The following is a 17,190-nucleotide window of genomic DNA, read 5'->3' on the forward strand; positions in this document are numbered from 1 at the left end:
CATCCGGATTGGGCGTGCCGCATCCCGCAGATATCGACCTTGCACTCGCCGACCTCGGCGAGACCTTCGATGTAAGTCGGGAAGATCTTGACCTGCTGTTTCGACGGGTCGAATTTCACGCGGCTAGGCGAGCAACAAGATAACCGGGGCAGAGGGGATAATGCGACCGCCATGGCGGTTGGTACACTGATGTGAGCTGCCCCCTTCTGAGCGGTCCAACGACTATGAGAGTCTGGATCAAGGAAGGGACGACTAATGCCTGCGAAAAAGCATAAGCCGGAAGAGATCATCGGGAAGCTGCGTGAAGTTGAAATCGTCCTGGGCCAGGGCGGGACGACCGCCGAGGCGTGTCGGCGGATCGCGGTCAGCGAGCAAACCTATTACCGCTGGCGCAAGGAATATGGTGGCCTGAAGACGGATCAGGCTCGTCGGATGAAGGATCTGGAGAAGGAGAACCTGCGGCTGCGGCGTGCGATCTCTGACCTGACACTGGACAAGCTGATCCTGCAGGAGGCGGCACGGGGAAACTTCTAAGCCCCGCGCGGCGCCGACGCTGCATTGACCAGGTGAAAGGGGTGCTGGACGTATCCGAGCGACGGGTGTGTCGCGTGCTCGGGCAGCATCGGTCGACGCAGCGCAAGGTGCTGTGTGGGGCAGATGACGAACAGGCGCTGACTGAGGACATCGTTGCGCTGGCCGGGCAGTATGGACGCTACGGTTATCGTCGGGTGACCGCACTGCTGCATGCCGCGGGGTGGTCGGTGAATCATAAGCGTGTCGAACGCATCTGGCGGCGTGAGGGGCTGAAGGTGCCACAGAAGCAACCCAAGCGTGGTCGGCTGTGGTTGAACGACGGCTCGTGCATCCGGCTGCGGCCGGAGTATCCGGGGCATGTCTGGGCATACGACTTTGTCGAAGCGCGAACGCACGACGGGCGCAAGTTCCGGATCCTCACGATCATCGACGAGGCCAGCAGGGAATGCCTGGCGCTGATCGTCGCACGTCAGTTGAAACACGAAGACGTGCTGGCGGCGCTTGCCGAGCTGTTCATCGCCCGGGGGCCGCCCGCGCATATCAGGTCGGACAATGGCAGCGAGTTCATCGCTACCGCGGTCCAGAAATGGCTCGGCCAGATCGGCGTGAAGACGCTGTACATCGCGCCGGGCTCGCCATGGGAAAACGGCTATAACGAGAGCTTCAACGGTTCGCTTCGCGACGAGCTGCTCAACGGCGAGATCTTCTACAGCCTCGCCGAGGCAAGGGTGCTGATCGAGGCGTGGCGGCGTCACTATAACACCGTCCGACCACACAGCAGCCTGGGCTATCGACCTCCGGCGCCAGCAGCAGCGACCCCGCCATTGCCAGCCTCCGGTTCCGCTTCGCTCCACCTACGCCCGGCAATGGCGGCGGAGGCGACAATGCACTAACTATCTACCCGGACCACCCGGTGGGGGCTGCTCAATGCTGCAGACCATTCCAGAGCCTGCTCGATCGGCGAACGGATGTCGGATGATTTGTAAGCTGAAGTTGCATCAAACGGCATACGTCGTTCCTTCGCATCACTTTATTAAAGTGCGGTTTGCAGAGAAGTTAATCCGATCAGTTTTGGCTCGCGCTTTAGCGGATATGTTCGAAAATCCATGCGTTCTGGATATTGCTACAGGAGAGCATGATGTCTGATACGTTCAAACCGACCGCGAGGATGGCCAGCAATGCCAAGAAGGGGCTGAAGCTGCGCGAGGAATTTGGCCGTGGTGGTACTGACGTCGGGGTTCGTCGGGCCGAACAGCTCGCCGCTCAGAAGGAGCTGACGGCCGACGATGTGACATCGATGCACAGCTATTTTGCGCGCCACAAGGTCGATAAAGACGGCAAAGCACATGCGTGGGGATCGGACACGGATCCGTCTGCCGGTTACATTGCCTGGCTGCTCTGGGGAGGCGACGATGGTAAGGAGTGGGCCGATCGAAACGCCAAGGAATCGGATTGATCCGGTAAGCGGATCGTTCGAGAGATCGGTTGCCTTGAGTAAGCGCGGTTGTTTCACCCGATCGTTCTGGTCGATCGATTAATTTAAGACTCTGTCGACCTCATCCAACGTCTCCTCGTCATGACGGCGATCATAACTGTGTCGTACGGGTGGAAGCATGATTCGCCATCATCGCTGTCCGCTCCAGCGTACCGCCGTACCGCCGTTCTGTAGGTAGGCTATAATACGGCGCTGCCATCTCAAATACGCTACCTCCACGATCTTCACAGCGATTGACCCCGCTCGTTCAAAATCCCTAAATCGATGAACGATCAGGAAGTCACCGCCTGCGGTGCTGCGATCATGATGGGGGTAGGCTTTGCGGTGGCCAGAGCAGCCATACTGTAGCCGGCAAACCATGCAACGCAGGCTTCATGCTCGTCTGATGGCCACGGACATTCCGACGGTGGCGTTGCCCGCATTCTTCCTGCTTCAATGCCTTGAGCATACGCGAGCGCAACAGGATGAAGCGTCTCAGCCATTGCGCTATTCTACAAATCTCTCGAATGTTTTCAACGCCAAACGACGCCGGCTTTGGATCACCGCTCCTGTGAATGTGACCTCGGACCTCACCTGTCATACACGCCGCGGTCAGACGTCGCCCAAGATCGTTTGGCCATGCAGATACGCGCTGTTGAAATCGCCCGCCTCGTGGAGCCCGGTTACATCGAGAATGTGGAAACGATGTCGTTCCCGTCGGATCAGCTTCTTTTCCTCGAGCAAACCCAGCATCCGGTTCACATGGACTGCCGTCAGCCCTGTTGCGTCGCCTATCTGTTCCTGGGTGACGGGCAACTCGTAACCGTTCTTCTCCAAGCCCAGCGCATCCATCCGCCATGCATATTCGCAAAGGAAGTGAGCAACGCGAACTTCGCCCCCGCGACGTCCCACGTTAACGATCCATTCTCTGAAAACAGACGCCTCAATCAAAACAGACATCAGGACGGCATGGGCGATGCCCGGGCGGGCTTTCATTAGGCTTAAAAGCGGCGCCCGCGGGATGGTAGCCACAACCACCGATGTGAGTGCCCGAACATCATGATCGGCGTTGCCTAAAAACACATTCTGAAAATCGATCGCCTCACCTCGGAAATTGATCGAGATAATTTGGCGGGCGCCGGTTCCGGTAACTTTTTGACGGTAAACGATCCCGCTGATCAGCAGCGAGCACGTTGTTGCAACCTCGCCTTCTCGAACGAGATAACTCGACCGCGCCAAACGCCGTTCGGTGCTAGGAAGGCTTAGGATCGCAGCGCCATCTTCAACCGAAAGTCGAGCGTGCATTTCGAGTTGGCGTACGAGAAGCAATAAATTGTTAATCACGCAGCTATTCTTGCATCGGACAGCCCTGCGGTCAACTCTTCGAACGTTGCAACGACCGTGGCGGGACGGCGTATCGCGGCGAGTAAGGTTGAATTAGCTGTAGTGAATAAACATTCAGACTGCCCGTTTAAAAACTCATGTAGTTTGTCATTTGGCAAACTTCACATTTTTGCTTGATCGTGTTGAATACAACTTCCTATATTTCGATGACCAGGCTCTCGACTATCACTGGCAATCCAATGTTGCCATATACCAATCAACTACCTAGAGGCTTCTCGAGAAATGGAGCTTCCTATGTCTGACAATGCCCTTGACCTGAACCCGGTTGAACTCGCTACGGAATTGACAATCGCTTGGTTGGCTAATCCCAATACGCGTACCAATGCCGACGACGTGCCGGCCTTCCTCAACAAAATGTATGAGACTGTTTCTGTGCTGGTCGGCGGGAACGCTACGGCAGCTGAGCCCGCGGCGCCTGCTCAGGAGTACACCCCGGCAGTGACGGCTCGTAAGTCGCTTGCCAGCCCCGATCACATCATCAGCATGATCGATGGCAAGCAATATAAGACGCTGCGTCGCCATCTTGCCACCAACGGCATGACACCAGCCGAATATCGCGAGCGCTACGGTCTAAAGGCTGATTACCCCATGGTTGCGCCGACCTATTCGGAAGCGCGTCGCACGATGGCCAAGAGCATCGGCCTGGGTCGCAAACCCGGCCAGACGAACGCAGCCAAGGCAGACGCAAAGCCCGCTTCGGCTCCGCGCAAGCGCAAGACCGAAGAAGCAGCGGTGGAATAATCTAGGGGCTGGCTTCCTAGGAAACGGGGAGCCAGCTACTTATGGTGCGTGTAGATCAGCCGTATGCTGCTAAGCGGCATTCTCTTCCGCGCTAATTGCCTCTTGTTCTGGTGCTGGCAAATGGCGGTAAAGCGTCGCGATCGAGACGCCGATGGTTGGGGCTATTTCGCGGGCAGTCATTCCAGACGATAAAAGTTTCCGCGCGGCCTCGAGGCGTTTGGGTGTCATTACTGTCTTTCGGCCACCTACCCTGCCCTCACGCCGGGCGACGATCAACGCAGCCGTCGTGCGCTCACGTACCAAGTCACGCTCCATCTCGGCCATCGCCGCCATGATATGGAAAACGAGTTTCCCGGCTGTGCCTGCGGTATCGATCCCGTCTGTAATCGATTTCAACCCGATCCCCCTCGCCGACAGATCGGACGAGAGGTCGATCAGTCCTTTCATGGTACGACCGAGCCGGTCGAGCTTCCATACTACGAGAATGTCGCCGGTTCGCGCATGGGAAAGGGCGTCGGCTAAGCCAGCGCGGTCGGCTTTTGCTCCGCTGGCCTTATCCGAGAAGGTTCGTTCGCAACCCGCACTACGCAACGCTTCGAGCTGCGGAGTCAGATCCTGTTCCGGGGTCGACACTCGGGCATAGCCGATCAACATGAAGCATTCTCACAACTCATGTCTGACGCCTATCATGTCGAGGTCCAATCGCGAAAGTGTTTTGAGACGCTGGCATCAACTGCTACGGGTTCTCACATGATGGCGCATCAAAAACGATCGTTTGTGAGAGCGCAATTTAAGTTACTGATTACTTGGTTAGTTGAATCTGCACTTGGTATTCTATCAATCAGCTATGCGAACCGAAACGTCATCAGCTTCTAATTCGGGACAGAACACGAGCAGCAACATTGCTGCGCGCTGCGAGCTTGCGTCCATAGCGAAGCGCAGTTGATGGCGAGGACCACCGCAGCGCCTGTGCAATGCCAACGCCGTCTTCGCCAGCCGCGAACAGGTCCTGCGTGAGCCCGACTCGCAACGAGTGGCTCGACAGGGCGCGCGCCGCCTCCTCAACCTTCGGGATCGGTATCTCTACCAGCCCCTGATCGAAGGCGCTGAGTGCCACACGCCGATAGATCCCGTTGACACCCTGCCGGCTCAGCGAGGCCGTCCCCACGGTGTAGACCGTCCTTGCCGGTTCGGCCTTCTTGCCCTTGAGCTTCTCCTGCCAGTGCCGCGTGTGCCCTGGAATCGCCTCGTACGCCATCGGCGGAACCGCAGCGCGCAGACGGCGCCGATCGACTCCTACACGCCGGAAGACCGGCCCCTCGGTGATGGCGCTCGCTACCAGCCAGGCACCGACCCGGCGCATCGTGTCCGCCGACAGCCAGCCCCAGGCCCCCTGCCCTTCCTGATCGGTCTTGGACGACGGAATGAACAGGAGCGCCGAACCATCGCTGTGCGGATCGATATGCGCGACGCTGACCGCGACGAGCTCGCTAACGCGCAATCCCGCATCGTAGGCCAGCGACAGCAGCGCGGCATCACGCAACCCCTGCAGGTCGCCGCCACAAGCCCCGAGCAGCGCCGTGAGCGTGAAGCCTTTGGTATGGGGATCTAGCGATGCCCCGAAGCGCAACGGAGCAGCCTGGCGTTGGGCAGCGCCACGCCTCCGTCGCAGGCCCTTAAGGGCGGCGCGGACCATAACGTGGCTGGTGGGCGCATGCCCCCTCTCCTGCAGCCCTGACAGGGCGTGTGCGGTGGCGAGACTGGCAACCCGCCGGGCCACCGTTGCGGGCTTGGCGCCGCGCGTTTCTAGCATGGCGATGTAGCGGACCAGATTCTCGGGCTCGGTGGGCAGCGGCGCGATACGAGTGTCCTCACACCAGCGCAGATAGCAAGCGAGATCTGAAGCCAGTGCCGCCTTGCTCGCTGCTGCCATCGCGCCAAGCTGCGCGGCGAAGCCGATCTCGCTGACGGGGCCAGTATCAGCGGGCAGCGCAAGACCCAACAACCGGGTAACGCGGGCATCGACCGGCTCGACCAGCCCACGCCGCGCGCGGACCGGCAGCCCCTCCCCGTCGGTGCGATGGACGACGATCTCGCTCACGCAGCGCTCGCCCGCTGGTCTGATTTGCCCTGCATTCCGGCTTCGTAGCACATCTCTGTAGTTACCATAATGTCCGATTATGGAATGTGCTTCGGCGCGCTGTGAAAGGCGAGCAAACAGAGTAGGTGCCGCCTGCATTGAGCATCGAGATCATTACGAAATCCAAATCTGAGGCGGAGCGTTAGTGAAGCCGCCCCGCCCGTCTCTCGTCGCCTATTGACCGTCTCGTGCTTTGCGACAGGCTCGAACCACATCAGCTGCGGCTCGCTCAAGCCCAGCCGCACGATCGGTCCACCGGTCGAACGGTGCGATGAGCGACACCCAGATCCCATCGGGGCCGACCGTGAGGAACAGGTCCTGGTGCTGTGGCACGAGGTGGAGCTGCCCGTCCAGGTCGCGGAAGAGACTGAGGTCAGGCAGGAGGATCGGCCCGGTGGTCGACCTGAGGGCGACGTCGACCCGCACCGGGTCGAGCGTCTCGGGGTAGAAGCCGTGACGCACGAGGAGCGTATCGCGATACTCAGCCGATCGCAGCAGCGCCTCGTCGAAAACGCGGACGCTTACCGGGGTGGCGGCCAGCACGACATTGTGGTCGAGACTCTCGAGGGCGCCGGCGGGCAAGCCGGTGTTGCCGCCGAGCGGGTAGTAGGTTTCGCCGCCGAGCGCGGCGAGGAAATAGTCGAGCAACGCGTTCGACGTGGACGGCAGCGGTTCGTGGAGCATGCGGTGCATGACGGTAGACCTTCTTTTTGGCGTGATCCCCGAACCGACTGGTTCGGATCAGGCCCGTTCGCTTTTCATCGCGCTTCCCGGGCTTCTCCTGCCTGTCCTTCCGATCCCTTCCCCTTTCCGCGGTCGCGGCAGCGTGCAGCGATCCCTGCCGTTCCATCCAATTAGATCGCCGAGAAGGGCGTAGCCCCAGCGGTCGAGCAAACGGGCGCTGTCCGCCACGGTGAGCGGGCCAGCTCCGCCACCTACGTCAGGACAATAGGAGTGCATCATGGTCACTAAAGCATGGCCATCGGCGCCCAGCGGCTGCCGCTGCCACCACTGACCGAGCACGGCAGAACTGAGCAGCAGCATGGCGGCGAAGCGGAACACCATGGGTGGATTGCGCGCGATCATCATCTTTTCTCCATCGGGCTTGTTTCCCCGTCGAGATCATCCTGCGTCTGGCCACCGGGATCCGGATGCCGGTGGTCCCGATTGCCGGAGGCGCTCGGAACCCTCACCTTCACGCCTCCGGCCTGCGACGCCATGCTTCGCAGAAGTCGAGCCATCGCTCGGCCCAGGCGCCATGCTCGCTTTCGGCGAGGTCCGGATGCAGCTGAGCCCATCCGCACGCATTATGGATACGGCTGAACACGACGATGTGAGCGTGCGGCGCTTCCGCGGCGAGTTGATCACCGGGCGCGTGCAGCACGGCAAGGCTGGTGAGCTGCCTCGCCCGTGCCAGATGCAGCATGGCCCAGGTGGTCACCTTGTCGAACTGATCGTGCAGCGGTTCACCGCGAACGAACGGCAGCGTCAGGACGGCAGCGAGCAACCGCTGATGCTCGGGCACCGCCTCGTCATAATCGGCGAACAGGCGTTCGAGCGACACCGGGTCTGCGACACCCGGCGCGAGCAGCAGTCGGTGATCCCGAGCAGTGGTCGGCATGCCGCAGCGGGTTTGCGGGCTGGTCGGTCCGGGCTCGATTGGGTTCATCTTGGCGAATGCGAGCCGCGACAGGCTGCGCTCCTTCCCCTTGGAGCGGGGACGTAACAGCGCATAGCCAAGACCCGTCACGCCCGGCTGGCGCACATCGAACATCATGTCCGACGCTTCGCTGGGGCTGGCCCAAACCTGGAGACGGCTCATATCAGCGCCCCGCCATCAAGGCCGCAAGCGCGTCGGCGCCGAGCGCGAACCCATCTTCGCGCTCCTCGTCGCTGCTCCATGGTGGCACCTCGCAACCGCGCAGGCCTACGCTGAAGAGCGCAAAGACGGTGTCGTCTGGGTGATTGGGGACGAAATGCGCCGGTGCCCCTGCTCCGAGCCACAGCCTGGCAGGCGCCGACCAGAACAAGCGATGTCCATGCAAACCGATCGTGAAGCGGACACTCGCTGCATCGGCGCCATCTGCTCGCGCCACCAGCGCGTCGCAGCCGAACGCCGCCATCACCTCGCCTACGGCGGCGGCATCGCTGCCGTCCGACAGGGTTGAGGGCACAAGTAGCAGCCGCGCAGTGCGCGCGTAAAGGTAGTTGCGAACCTTCGACATCGGCACTTCGAGGTCAGGTTCGAAGCGCAATGCTGCCAGGCGTGCAACCATGAGCGCCGCCGCCATGGCGGCAGCCTCGTTCGAATAATGGGTCATTGTGTTCGTCTCTCAAGAGAGCAGGCGCGCGGGCTGTTCGCGTCACCTGTCAGGGATCGTTTCACCTTCCGGTTCAGCCGAAAGGCTTCTCTCCCCCCTCTCGCTCTTCCTTATCTTGCCGCCGGCAGCGGCGCGGGCTCATCCTCGTATTCTGAGGGGCTTTAGCCGCTCGGAATCCTCGGCGCTGAGGCGACAATGGCGACGCTCATCGCGCGGCTTATGATCGCCGGCATCGCCCTAACCGCCCATTGTTCAGCAGGCGTTGAAGGTGCAGGTCGCTACCAGATAAGGTCGCCTGACGGTTGACGTCCCCAAAGCGGGGTCAGGGTGGGACGCTAGATATGAATGCAGGAATATGACCTTCAGCAGGGGACCGATCATCGTCGTCGACACCTCATCCTGCCTCGACGTCATGGCCAGGCGCGACAGCCTGGCACAGAACGCCGACAAGGCCGCAGTTGACGCGGATGCGGCCCGTCAGACACCGGCAAAATCGAAATTAGCATTCTGATGCGGCGGGCGATCCCAACAGCTGAGTAGATCGACCATGCCGTTTCCGCGGGGGTCCTTGTCGGACGCACGTTCACGCTGTTACTCGGGCGTGTCATCCTGTCGCATGCGATGCTGATTTCGTTCTTGTCGCTTGCGGTGGCTGTGAGAGCGTTCTGGCTGACCCATCGAAACGTTGGTCCCGCCGCCGGTCCTTACGCCTGCGTGCCGGTGCCGGCAGCCCTGCTTGGCTGGACGCTGTGGCGGCCGGCCGACAACAGAATCGAGTTGCGGATGTGTGACGGGCTGTATGTCTGGACCCGGCTGGGGATCGCCTACGCCATGCAGATACTGGACGTCACTTTGCTCGCAGACGAGGGCCGGAGCAAGTTATGGCTCAGCCGAGCTTAGCCATGGGCGCTGCTCGCGATCACCTGCTGGCTGCTACAGCTTAGAATGGTGCGCTGGCTGCGATGGTCCCATGGCCTTGCCGGCGCCAATAGCATCGCTGTCTAGCGGCTCCGCCACGCGGAACCCCTCAGCGATCATGGTTTCCACCCAGGCACGAGCGACATGAGCCGCATTATCACGATCTGGTCGATCGCCTTGCAGCCGAGCAACGGTTCCAGGTCGGCCATGCCGAGATGACGAAGCTCGGGTCGGGCGAACGGCGGGGTTCGCATCGTCGAGAGGCATTCGATGATCTCGACCGTCGACCACCCGCGGACATCGACTTCGATGACGCGCCGCTGTTCGAAGGTGAGAATCGTCTCGCTTTGGGTCAGCACGTTGCCGTGCAGGCCGGACTGCCGCAGCCAAAGCCCCCGCGTCGTCGTCCAGTCATGCGGCAGGGTGAGGCGGCGACCGCCCTTCACAGCGCCGCCCGCGCAATTTGACAGCGTTTGCACGCAGCGTCGATCATGCCGAGCCGGGCGTGCCATTCGACATCGGCGGTCATACGCCTTTCGATCAGCGCAGCGTCGTGCGCGGCTTCCACGATCCAGCGCTCGGTGAGTATCCAGATGTGTCCTTCGGGCAGTGCGACGATGCCGCTCAGATCTGCTCCGCTGTTGTGCACTTCGCGCACGACGTAGAGTTCGCCCATATGTCCTCCGCGTCGCACGGGACTTAAGGCGGACTGCCTTTTCTCCTCCCCATCACGACACCGAGGTCCGACGTTCCTGTCCGAATCTACCAGCCTTGTCCTGAAGCGCCCCGGCCTGCGTTTGCGCCCTCTGAAGATGATCGTCTTTTTGGACGGCACAGCCGTTCCCACACTCGGCCAGGGCAGCTAGATGATGGCCCAAGATCCAATCAGGCGGGCGGACGTAATCGGCGCGTTACGGACCGGCATCGGGCTTGGGCTGAGGCAGATCGGCACCGCCGCGACGTGGGCGAACGAGGAGCTGTAGGGTCGCTTCACTTCGCACGCCTACACTCGGAATAGATGCTAAAGCCCCATCGGGCTCCTTACTCTTATAACCGGCCTACACGTGCTGCTCACCAGTCCGCCTTCCGGAGCTGCCGTCGTAGCGGCATCGGAGGACCTGGAGGCGCCGCCTCCACAGCGGCCGCAGGCCGCGTCGCGCGCACGCGCCGCCAAAGCAAAAGTGGTAGCGGCACTTTTGCGGTATTGCGCCTCAACTGTTTGTGAGGGTCTGCAAGGCCCTCGTCGCTTCTTTTTGTTAGGGCGCCCTACCCCTTCTGTAATGTCCTGCCTGATCCCTTTGTGAGGTGGCGGACGCAAATTGTGAGGCTCGATTCACCACTTGTCAGGCTCTGCGTGGCAATTTCCTCCGCTATGACCAGCAGAGATGTTGAACCCGGCGCCGCAGCCGCGGAGACTTTCGTCGACCTCGACCAGTTCCTGACAACGCAGGAGGTGGAGAGCTATCGGCAGCACATGGAAATTAGGGATGGCGACGGCCGGGTAGTCGTCACTGCTGCTGAGATGACGAAACGAATGCTCCACATGCTCGTCACGGAGCATGGCCACAAGAACGAGACGGGGGGCGTTCACATCGGCCGCAAAACCATGCTGCCGCTGCTGATGGAAGCCTTGGTCGGCTCGGAGCCGGATGTCGGCGCCTGGATTGAAGCGATCGCCCACGGAAGGTTCGACGTCGCCGCTCACATCCCTGTCCGGAAACCAGGGAACAAGATAGGCTCCGCCGGCACCTATCTACCGCGGATCCTAACACGATATGAGCGGACGGCTGACAAGCCTGGGCCAGTGCAGGCAAGGATAGCGCGCAAGCAGCGGACTGAACTGGGTTTACTGATCGCCGCCACGCTGATGCGCGAATTGCGTAAGGCAATCGGTGCCAAAGTAGCGCTAGGCTCGGCTTGGCCGCTGATGCGAGCAGTATCCCAGCCAAAGGATGCCGAACTGCGACGGTACTTGGCCGATTTCGGCGCGGACAAGGCTTTCCTCGGCCACCTTCGTGCCAGCATCACCAACGCGACGCGCGAATGGGCAGAGCACGCGGGCCGCAAACAGCCACGCTCGACCAACGCTGATGTCGCATCGAGCCTTCCAGCCGGCGCCGAGCCCGCCGTCTACTTCGCCGCCGTGGAAGACCGGGATAGACGCCGTGAAAATGAACTGGTGGCGTTTGGAAAGCGCATGCTCGCCTCGTCCGAATATGGACAGGACAGGCACGTGCTTGATCGGCTGACAAAGGAGGAGCCGGCCTATGCGGATTGGCGCGCCGTGGTAACCGGCGCTCGCTTGCCTTCAACAGTGTATCTGACCAGCGATCCCCTACCGCTATCCAGCGAAATAGCCGAAGCCCACTGTCGTCGGCTGCTATACCTGATGCCGGTCGCTGCCGAGCGGGGTAGCGACCATCAGTTGATCGCCACCGCCCTTCCCGCCGTCCCCTTCGCTTGCGACGATCTCACTTTGGCTGCGACGGGAATCGGCCTGGTCGATGGAACTCTGCTAAAGCTTGGCCGTGCCGTGTTCCAGTATGCACAGGATGTCGGCCCACCGCCGCCGACCGTGCCGCTCGATCACCTTACGCTATTCCAGGCGTCTGCCTGCTACCTCAGCATCGCCCCGGATTGGACGGCGCGTCATAAGTGGGAAGCAGCAGGGTTCAAGCTGCGCAAAGCGGACAGTAGCCGGTTTGCGCTACTTCGCGAAATGGCCAAAGAACTACTTGCCGATCCGAAGCCAGGCCTAGGTGAGTTCGATCCATTTAACCACATAATCTACTAATAGATCTGCGTTCGGACGAATTTTCCGTTCCGATGCTCAGTTTTCATGATTATCCAATCCGGCAAAGATAATTATAATCTTTCTTGACCTACTATCCACTATTCTTACATTAGCAGACCTAAAACTTGCTAGCGAAATCAGAACTATTAGCGCATAGATCCCCTTTTAATCGCGCGCTTACGCGCTCATTGATCAGGGCTGCGACGGCCGCAACGTCTTCTGACGTAAGTGCGGCGAAATCGTCGCGGCTTATTTCGTGCGCATCGTATAGCAGATCAATGAACCGGGCCGTATCCGCGTAAAGCCCTGTCTCCCTCTTGACAGCGCGCTCTCGCAAAATTTCCTGTTCTGCCTCTTCGTAGAGCGCCACCTCTACCTCAGCGAGTTGAATCGCCAATTCTTTGACCACCACTTGCTCGACCAAGGGTTTCAGCTCGTCCCGTAGCTTGGCAACCAAGGCCTTGAGGGCCCTTATCCGATGCGCGTTGTAGGTAGTCTTCAGCGTCAATCCTTCGAGGTGACGCCTGAACACCTCCACTCGCCGGTTCGCCGTCAATCCAACCACTGCCTCAAGCAATTTGACGCGGCGAGTGTTATAACTGACGATCTCCGCTTCCAGCAGCGCGATGATTTCCGGCGTCGCCTCGATGTTGGGGTGGGCAGGGTTACTGTCGGACATCGTTCCATCTCGCGAGAGTCATGCGCCGGAGGCGACAACGAGAAGATAGTGATTGTCGCGCAAGCTTTGCAACGATGCCAAGAGCGGATCGCCTAGTTGCCCATAACCGGGCAACTGGGCCTAGAAGCCGCTCCGTGGCTTATCGCACGAGCAAAGACCGGCGCTGCATCACCGCGCCAGACCTTCCTACTAAGCACCAGCGCCGCGCGGCAAACGAACGATCGACGAGCGCATCGGCTACCTCGCGTTCGTGATACCGGACGACCTCCGCGAGCGGTTCCGAATTAACCACGTTTTCATCCCTGTTCAGCCAATCTTACGCAAAGTCGCAGGCTGTGACGACGTTGAAGCACTGATCCAGATGGGTACGCGGTCTTGCCGTCCATCTGAGTATTTAACCATTTCCGGCAAGATCGACCGGCGACGGTCGTTTGGATCGCGGCGGAGCGCCCCCACGCGGGCGGTGTCAGCGGCTCGGCTTTGACCATCGCTTCCAGCTGCGCAGAGACGTGGCCACGCTTTCGCGCGCTATCTCATTCTAACCCGCGATTGATCTCACCGCGCGGTGGTCCGATCCCAAATCGCCGCAGGCGGCCGCGTGAGCATCCGGGGCTGACCGGACATCGATGCGGCAACGCCGCCTCAACTACACCATTCGGTGAGACACGACCGCAGCCACTCGCACGGGCGCTCGTATCGCCGGTCGTATCGGATGGCTGGCCCAGTATCGGTATACGGCGACCGGTCGTTTTACCGTGCTTGAATTAAGCGCTAGACACGAAAGCGTCTGCAGATTATTTTTCAGTAAGCTTCGTTTTGAGATGCGCGAACGAAGCACTAGGTTCATGGTCGCCACCTGGAGCGGCTGCATGCAGGTCGCCGGGGCGCGCTATCAACCCCGCCTTTCCGTCTCCCGCCGCTGCGAGTGCGGGTCAGCAAACGCCCTTCGGGGTTGATCGATACGGTTCCAGGGACCGTATGCGCTGACCTGAGTATTCTCTATGAACACATACTTGAACACGGTGCCGTTCGTCGGTCGTCATCGCCCCGCGAGCCTCGTAAACCACGCCCTCTTCTCCAGCGGCACTCCTTTGAGCCGTATCGAGGATCTGGCGGCTGCCTATATCTCCTCGGTCCTGAACGACCAGCGACAAGAGCCGGTGGCGCCTTCCGCCCTTCGCGCCGACGTCACCTGGAGGAAATACACACTGAAGGTTGCTGTCGAGGGCCGGCAGCGAGACCTTCGCCATCTTTCCGGCGAGCTGCTTCTCAAGCCGCTGGTATTTCCCCGCCACTATCGCCTGCCCGGCAGCATCGGCGTATGGGTAACGCGCATGCTGACGGGCGGAACGACGATCGCCGACGTCGACCAACTACAGAAGGATCTCGGGTTCGACATCGTGCGGCACACGGTAAACCTGCAGGCACTTCGCGCCTCGTCTGCCATCGGCTGGCGGCTTCTCCTTCGAGGCGATCTTGCCGGCCTCTACCTGCTGGCACCTGACTCACCCGACCAGCGAACGCTTCTCCGCGCAGTCGTACGCGACCACGCACTGCTCCTCGGTGTCGTCCGCGCCCGACTCCTCGCCGAGTATCTACGACGCCTTGCGACCGAGCCGATGGGTCCGCGCTTCGTCGATGACGATCCAGCTTGGGCGAGGCAAGGCACCCTTCTTATTGATCGGCTCGTCAAACCCTCTAGACGCCTAGACCAGTTTCTCGGCATGGCAGGGGGCGGCTCGGGTAGAAAAACGCTGGATCGCGCGATCGCCAGCGGCCGGCTCGCCTATGATCATCGGCTCCTTTCGATGGCACGCCGCATCTACCAACGCATCGGTCCCGCCGCGTTCGACGCCACAGCGAATCCGCGCATAGCTGCAAGCATCCAGACCGAGATCGCGCCGCTGACCGCCATCACCCCGAAGATGCTTCGCACCGATGGGATGGGTAAGGAGAGCTTCGCGCAGGCACAGCTCGGACTGTCGGTTCCGGAGGCCGTTACCGTCCTGGCCATGAACCTTATCGCCCTGCCCGGTCGACTGGATGCGGCACTCCACGCCATCGACGAAGGACAGCAGGTGTCGATGGCGGCGCCGACACCGCCTGCCTTGCCTGGCACCGCCAACCGCGTGCGCCGGACTGCCACCGCGCTGAAGGCGATCAGCCTTTGCGACCGGCATATCGGCGATACGAGTACCGACCCCGACAACAAGGCGGGCAGAAAACTGCATCAGCGGGTCATTAAGCTCTTGGCAGACTCGAAGCCGCCGCACGGTGCGGCCCTGCTTCAGATCTCGCCCGCGGAGTGGCTGCGGCGATGATCGCCGCAGCAGTTTTAGGTACCCTGTCCGCTCATCGTCCGAGCCTTCATCCCATCATGGATGAGACCCGCTGCCACTCCTGCTCCCGCCAACCCATCGCACGCTGCCAATCCAGCCTTCGCCATCGGCATGAAAAAGCTCGTCCGACTGATGGCGAGGCAGGCGGCAGCCGAACATTATGCACGCTGCGCATCCGCCTCGCAGGCAACCAATGATCCCGACACACCCGCTGCTTAATGTACTCCTGACACAAGGTGCTCCTCCGCCATGCTGATGCGCCCTGCCCCCCGCATCGTCCTCTACGGGCGCCACTCGACCGCGATGCAAACGGCTACGTCGAGTATTGATCAGACAGAATCGTGCATGAAGCTTGTCGCCTATGTTGGCGGCGCGGTGATGGCGACCTATCACGACCCCGAGCAGTCCGGCTATCGCCGTGATCGGCCCGGCCTGAGGAAACTGCTGGCGGACATCGAGTCGGGAACAGTCGACTTGATCGTCTGCGAAGCGCTCGACAGGCTTGCGCGCGATGCGGAGGATGTCGCGTGGCTCGGCAAGAAGCTGGCCTACCACCGTGTGCAATTGCACACCGTGAGCGAGGGCCATGTCGACGAGATCAAGTTCGCGGTTGCCGGGCTGCTGGGCGCGATCTTCCTCAAGCACCTCGTCGACAAGACCCTGCGCGGCATGGAGGCGGCAGTGCTTGCGGGGCGGTGCGCCGGTGGTCGCTCCTACGGCTACAGGCGGGTCATCCGCCTCGATGACCGCGGTGAGCGCGTTCGCGGCCTGCTGGAGGTCGACAAGGCACAGGCCGCAATCGTCGAGCGGATCTTTACCGAGTTCGCGGCCGGAGCGTCTTCCATCCAAATTGCGACCAGGCTGAATGCCGACGGCGTGCCCGGTCCGCGCGGCGGGCAATGGAATGCCTCGACGGTCCGCGGCGACCCGAAAAAGGCGACCGGCATTCTCAACAACCCGCTTTATGTTGGCCGGCTGGTATGGGGACGCCGGCAATGGCGTCGCAACCCGGACAGCGAGAAGCGCGAGCGACGCTATCGCCTACGCGAACATTCAGAATGGATCGAGGTCGCCGTGCCTGATCTGCGTATTGTCGATGACGCACAGTGGAGCGCGGTTCAGGCACAGATCAAGCAGCGTTCGCGTCCCAGCACCGATGTTCCGGTCGCCCGTCAGAACCGCAGGAAGCACTTGCTGTCGGGTCTCATCCGCTGCAGCTGCTGCGGGTCGGGCTACACTATCTCGGGCAAGGACTATTATCGCTGCGCCGGTCAGAAGGAGCGCGGCACCTGCTCGAACACGGTCTCGGTCCGAAAGGGCCCTCTCGAAACGGCGACCCTCTCGATTTTGCAACACCAGTTGCTGACCGAGGATCATGCGCGGTTGTTCGCGGACGAGTTCCAGCGGGAGCTGGCGCGGCTGACGAGCACGTCGGCGAGGCAGGATCAATCGATCATCGACCGCCTCGCCGTAGTCACCCGCGAGATCGACACGCTGGCCGCCAACATGCTGGCCGCGGTGGCTAGCCCCGCTCTGCTGAAGCTACTTGGCGACCGCGAGGCCGAGAAAGCGCGCCTTGAAGGAGAGCTGAGTACGCCAACAGCGGTCGCGCCCTCCGCGACGATCCTGTCGCATCCGGCGGTGCAGCAACTGTTCAAGGAGAAAGTTAGCCGGTTGCGCGAGGCGCTTGACGAGGAGACGGTCCGCGGCGAAGCTGCAGAGATCTTGTCGTCGCTTATCGAAAGCGTGACGATCTACCCAGACGGCAGGGATGGTCCCGAGGCGGAGGTCGTCGCCAAGGTCGCAGACCTCGTCGCCTTTGCCACAAACGACAACGCCGCCCCGA

General features: G+C 61.2%; 19 protein-coding genes and 1 pseudogene. 8 read left to right on the plus strand and 12 right to left on the minus strand.

Features of this window, described 5'->3' with window-relative positions:
* Positions 1-255: 255 nt before the first annotated feature.
* A protein-coding gene (locus NLI89_RS20795; RefSeq protein WP_254688673.1) for an IS3 family transposase occupies positions 256-1,427 on the plus strand; the annotation gives its coding sequence in 2 pieces (ribosomal slippage) (positions 256-520 and positions 520-1,427; 1,173 coding nt in all).
* Positions 1,428-1,672: 245 nt separating this feature from the next.
* Positions 1,673-1,990: a hypothetical protein gene (locus NLI89_RS20800; protein ID WP_254688674.1), complete on the plus strand. Its 318-nt coding sequence runs from the start codon at positions 1,673-1,675 to the stop codon at positions 1,988-1,990.
* Positions 1,991-2,068: 78 nt separating this feature from the next.
* On the opposite strand, the pseudogene NLI89_RS22020 reads toward NLI89_RS20800, so the two are convergent.
* From NLI89_RS22020 to NLI89_RS20810, 3 genes and pseudogenes are all read right to left on the minus strand, one after another.
* Positions 2,069-2,192, minus strand: a pseudogene (locus tag NLI89_RS22020) (tyrosine-type recombinase/integrase); the annotation flags it as partial.
* 109 nt (positions 2,193-2,301) lie between these two features.
* Positions 2,302-2,511 (minus strand): hypothetical protein, encoded by a 210-nt coding sequence (locus NLI89_RS20805; protein WP_254688675.1) that lies wholly within the window; start codon positions 2,509-2,511, stop codon positions 2,302-2,304.
* A gap of 109 nt (positions 2,512-2,620) precedes the next feature.
* A complete protein-coding gene (locus tag NLI89_RS20810) occupies positions 2,621-3,352 on the minus strand; it encodes a Crp/Fnr family transcriptional regulator (RefSeq protein WP_254688676.1) in 732 nt (243 codons plus the stop codon).
* A gap of 294 nt (positions 3,353-3,646) precedes the next feature.
* Between NLI89_RS20810 and NLI89_RS20815 the strand changes: the two genes are divergently transcribed.
* Positions 3,647-4,153: a MucR family transcriptional regulator gene (locus NLI89_RS20815; protein ID WP_254688677.1), complete on the plus strand. Its 507-nt coding sequence runs from the start codon at positions 3,647-3,649 to the stop codon at positions 4,151-4,153.
* Between the two features lie 69 nt (positions 4,154-4,222).
* Here the strand turns inward: NLI89_RS20815 and NLI89_RS20820 are convergent, their stop codons facing one another.
* The 6 genes from NLI89_RS20820 to NLI89_RS20845 all read right to left on the minus strand — a co-directional run bounded on the left by NLI89_RS20820 (position 4,223) and on the right by NLI89_RS20845 (position 8,614).
* Positions 4,223-4,807, minus strand: a complete 585-nt coding sequence (locus NLI89_RS20820; RefSeq protein ID WP_254688678.1) for a recombinase family protein — start codon at positions 4,805-4,807, stop codon at positions 4,223-4,225.
* Between the two features lie 211 nt (positions 4,808-5,018).
* Complete coding sequence (locus NLI89_RS20825; protein ID WP_254688679.1) at positions 5,019-6,254, minus strand: integrase; 1,236 nt, start codon at positions 6,252-6,254, stop codon at positions 5,019-5,021.
* A 213-nt stretch (positions 6,255-6,467) separates the two neighbouring features.
* Positions 6,468-6,986, minus strand: coding sequence for a hypothetical protein (locus NLI89_RS20830; RefSeq protein ID WP_248524671.1), 519 nt, complete (start codon positions 6,984-6,986; stop codon positions 6,468-6,470).
* 48 nt (positions 6,987-7,034) lie between these two features.
* On the minus strand, positions 7,035-7,382 hold the full coding sequence (locus NLI89_RS20835) for a hypothetical protein (RefSeq protein ID WP_248524670.1): 348 nt from the start codon (positions 7,380-7,382) through the stop codon (positions 7,035-7,037).
* A gap of 106 nt (positions 7,383-7,488) precedes the next feature.
* Positions 7,489-8,115 (minus strand): hypothetical protein, encoded by a 627-nt coding sequence (locus NLI89_RS20840; protein ID WP_248524669.1) that lies wholly within the window; start codon positions 8,113-8,115, stop codon positions 7,489-7,491.
* Between the two features lies 1 nt (position 8,116).
* A complete protein-coding gene (locus tag NLI89_RS20845) occupies positions 8,117-8,614 on the minus strand; it encodes a hypothetical protein (RefSeq protein ID WP_248524668.1) in 498 nt (165 codons plus the stop codon).
* A 355-nt stretch (positions 8,615-8,969) separates the two neighbouring features.
* Between NLI89_RS20845 and NLI89_RS20850 the strand changes: the two genes are divergently transcribed.
* Both NLI89_RS20850 and NLI89_RS20855 read left to right on the plus strand, forming a co-directional pair.
* Positions 8,970-9,125 carry a hypothetical protein gene (locus NLI89_RS20850; RefSeq protein ID WP_248524667.1) on the plus strand — a complete coding sequence of 52 codons (156 nt, stop codon included), beginning with the start codon at positions 8,970-8,972 and terminating at the stop codon, positions 9,123-9,125.
* A gap of 110 nt (positions 9,126-9,235) precedes the next feature.
* The gene (locus NLI89_RS20855; protein ID WP_248524665.1) at positions 9,236-9,514 is read left to right on the plus strand and encodes a hypothetical protein; all 279 of its coding nucleotides are present in this window, start codon (positions 9,236-9,238) and stop codon (positions 9,512-9,514) included.
* 134 nt (positions 9,515-9,648) lie between these two features.
* On the opposite strand, the gene NLI89_RS20860 is transcribed toward NLI89_RS20855, so the two are convergent.
* Positions 9,649-10,011 (minus strand): hypothetical protein, encoded by a 363-nt coding sequence (locus NLI89_RS20860; protein WP_254688680.1) that lies wholly within the window; start codon positions 10,009-10,011, stop codon positions 9,649-9,651.
* Positions 9,975-10,208 carry a hypothetical protein gene (locus tag NLI89_RS20865; RefSeq protein WP_248524663.1) on the minus strand — a complete coding sequence of 78 codons (234 nt, stop codon included), beginning with the start codon at positions 10,206-10,208 and terminating at the stop codon, positions 9,975-9,977. The genes NLI89_RS20860 and NLI89_RS20865 overlap by 37 nt, the downstream gene beginning before the upstream one ends.
* 696 nt (positions 10,209-10,904) lie before the next feature.
* Between NLI89_RS20865 and NLI89_RS20870 the strand changes: the two genes are divergently transcribed.
* Positions 10,905-12,326, plus strand: coding sequence for a hypothetical protein (locus NLI89_RS20870; RefSeq protein ID WP_254688681.1), 1,422 nt, complete (start codon positions 10,905-10,907; stop codon positions 12,324-12,326).
* Between the two features lie 118 nt (positions 12,327-12,444).
* Here the strand turns inward: NLI89_RS20870 and NLI89_RS20875 are convergent, their stop codons facing one another.
* On the minus strand, positions 12,445-13,005 hold the full coding sequence (locus NLI89_RS20875; RefSeq protein ID WP_248525259.1) for a hypothetical protein: 561 nt from the start codon (positions 13,003-13,005) through the stop codon (positions 12,445-12,447).
* 1,013 nt (positions 13,006-14,018) lie between these two features.
* Between NLI89_RS20875 and NLI89_RS20880 the strand changes: the two genes are divergently transcribed.
* Complete coding sequence (locus NLI89_RS20880; RefSeq protein WP_254688682.1) at positions 14,019-15,326, plus strand: hypothetical protein; 1,308 nt, start codon at positions 14,019-14,021, stop codon at positions 15,324-15,326.
* Between the two features lie 267 nt (positions 15,327-15,593).
* On the plus strand, positions 15,594-17,190 hold a 1,597-nt coding region (locus NLI89_RS20885), incomplete at its 3' end, for a recombinase family protein (RefSeq protein ID WP_254688683.1).

Origin of the sequence: Sphingomonas faeni, assembly GCF_024273235.1 — a bacterium.
GTDB classification, from domain to species: Bacteria; Pseudomonadota; Alphaproteobacteria; order Sphingomonadales; family Sphingomonadaceae; genus Sphingomonas; species Sphingomonas faeni_A.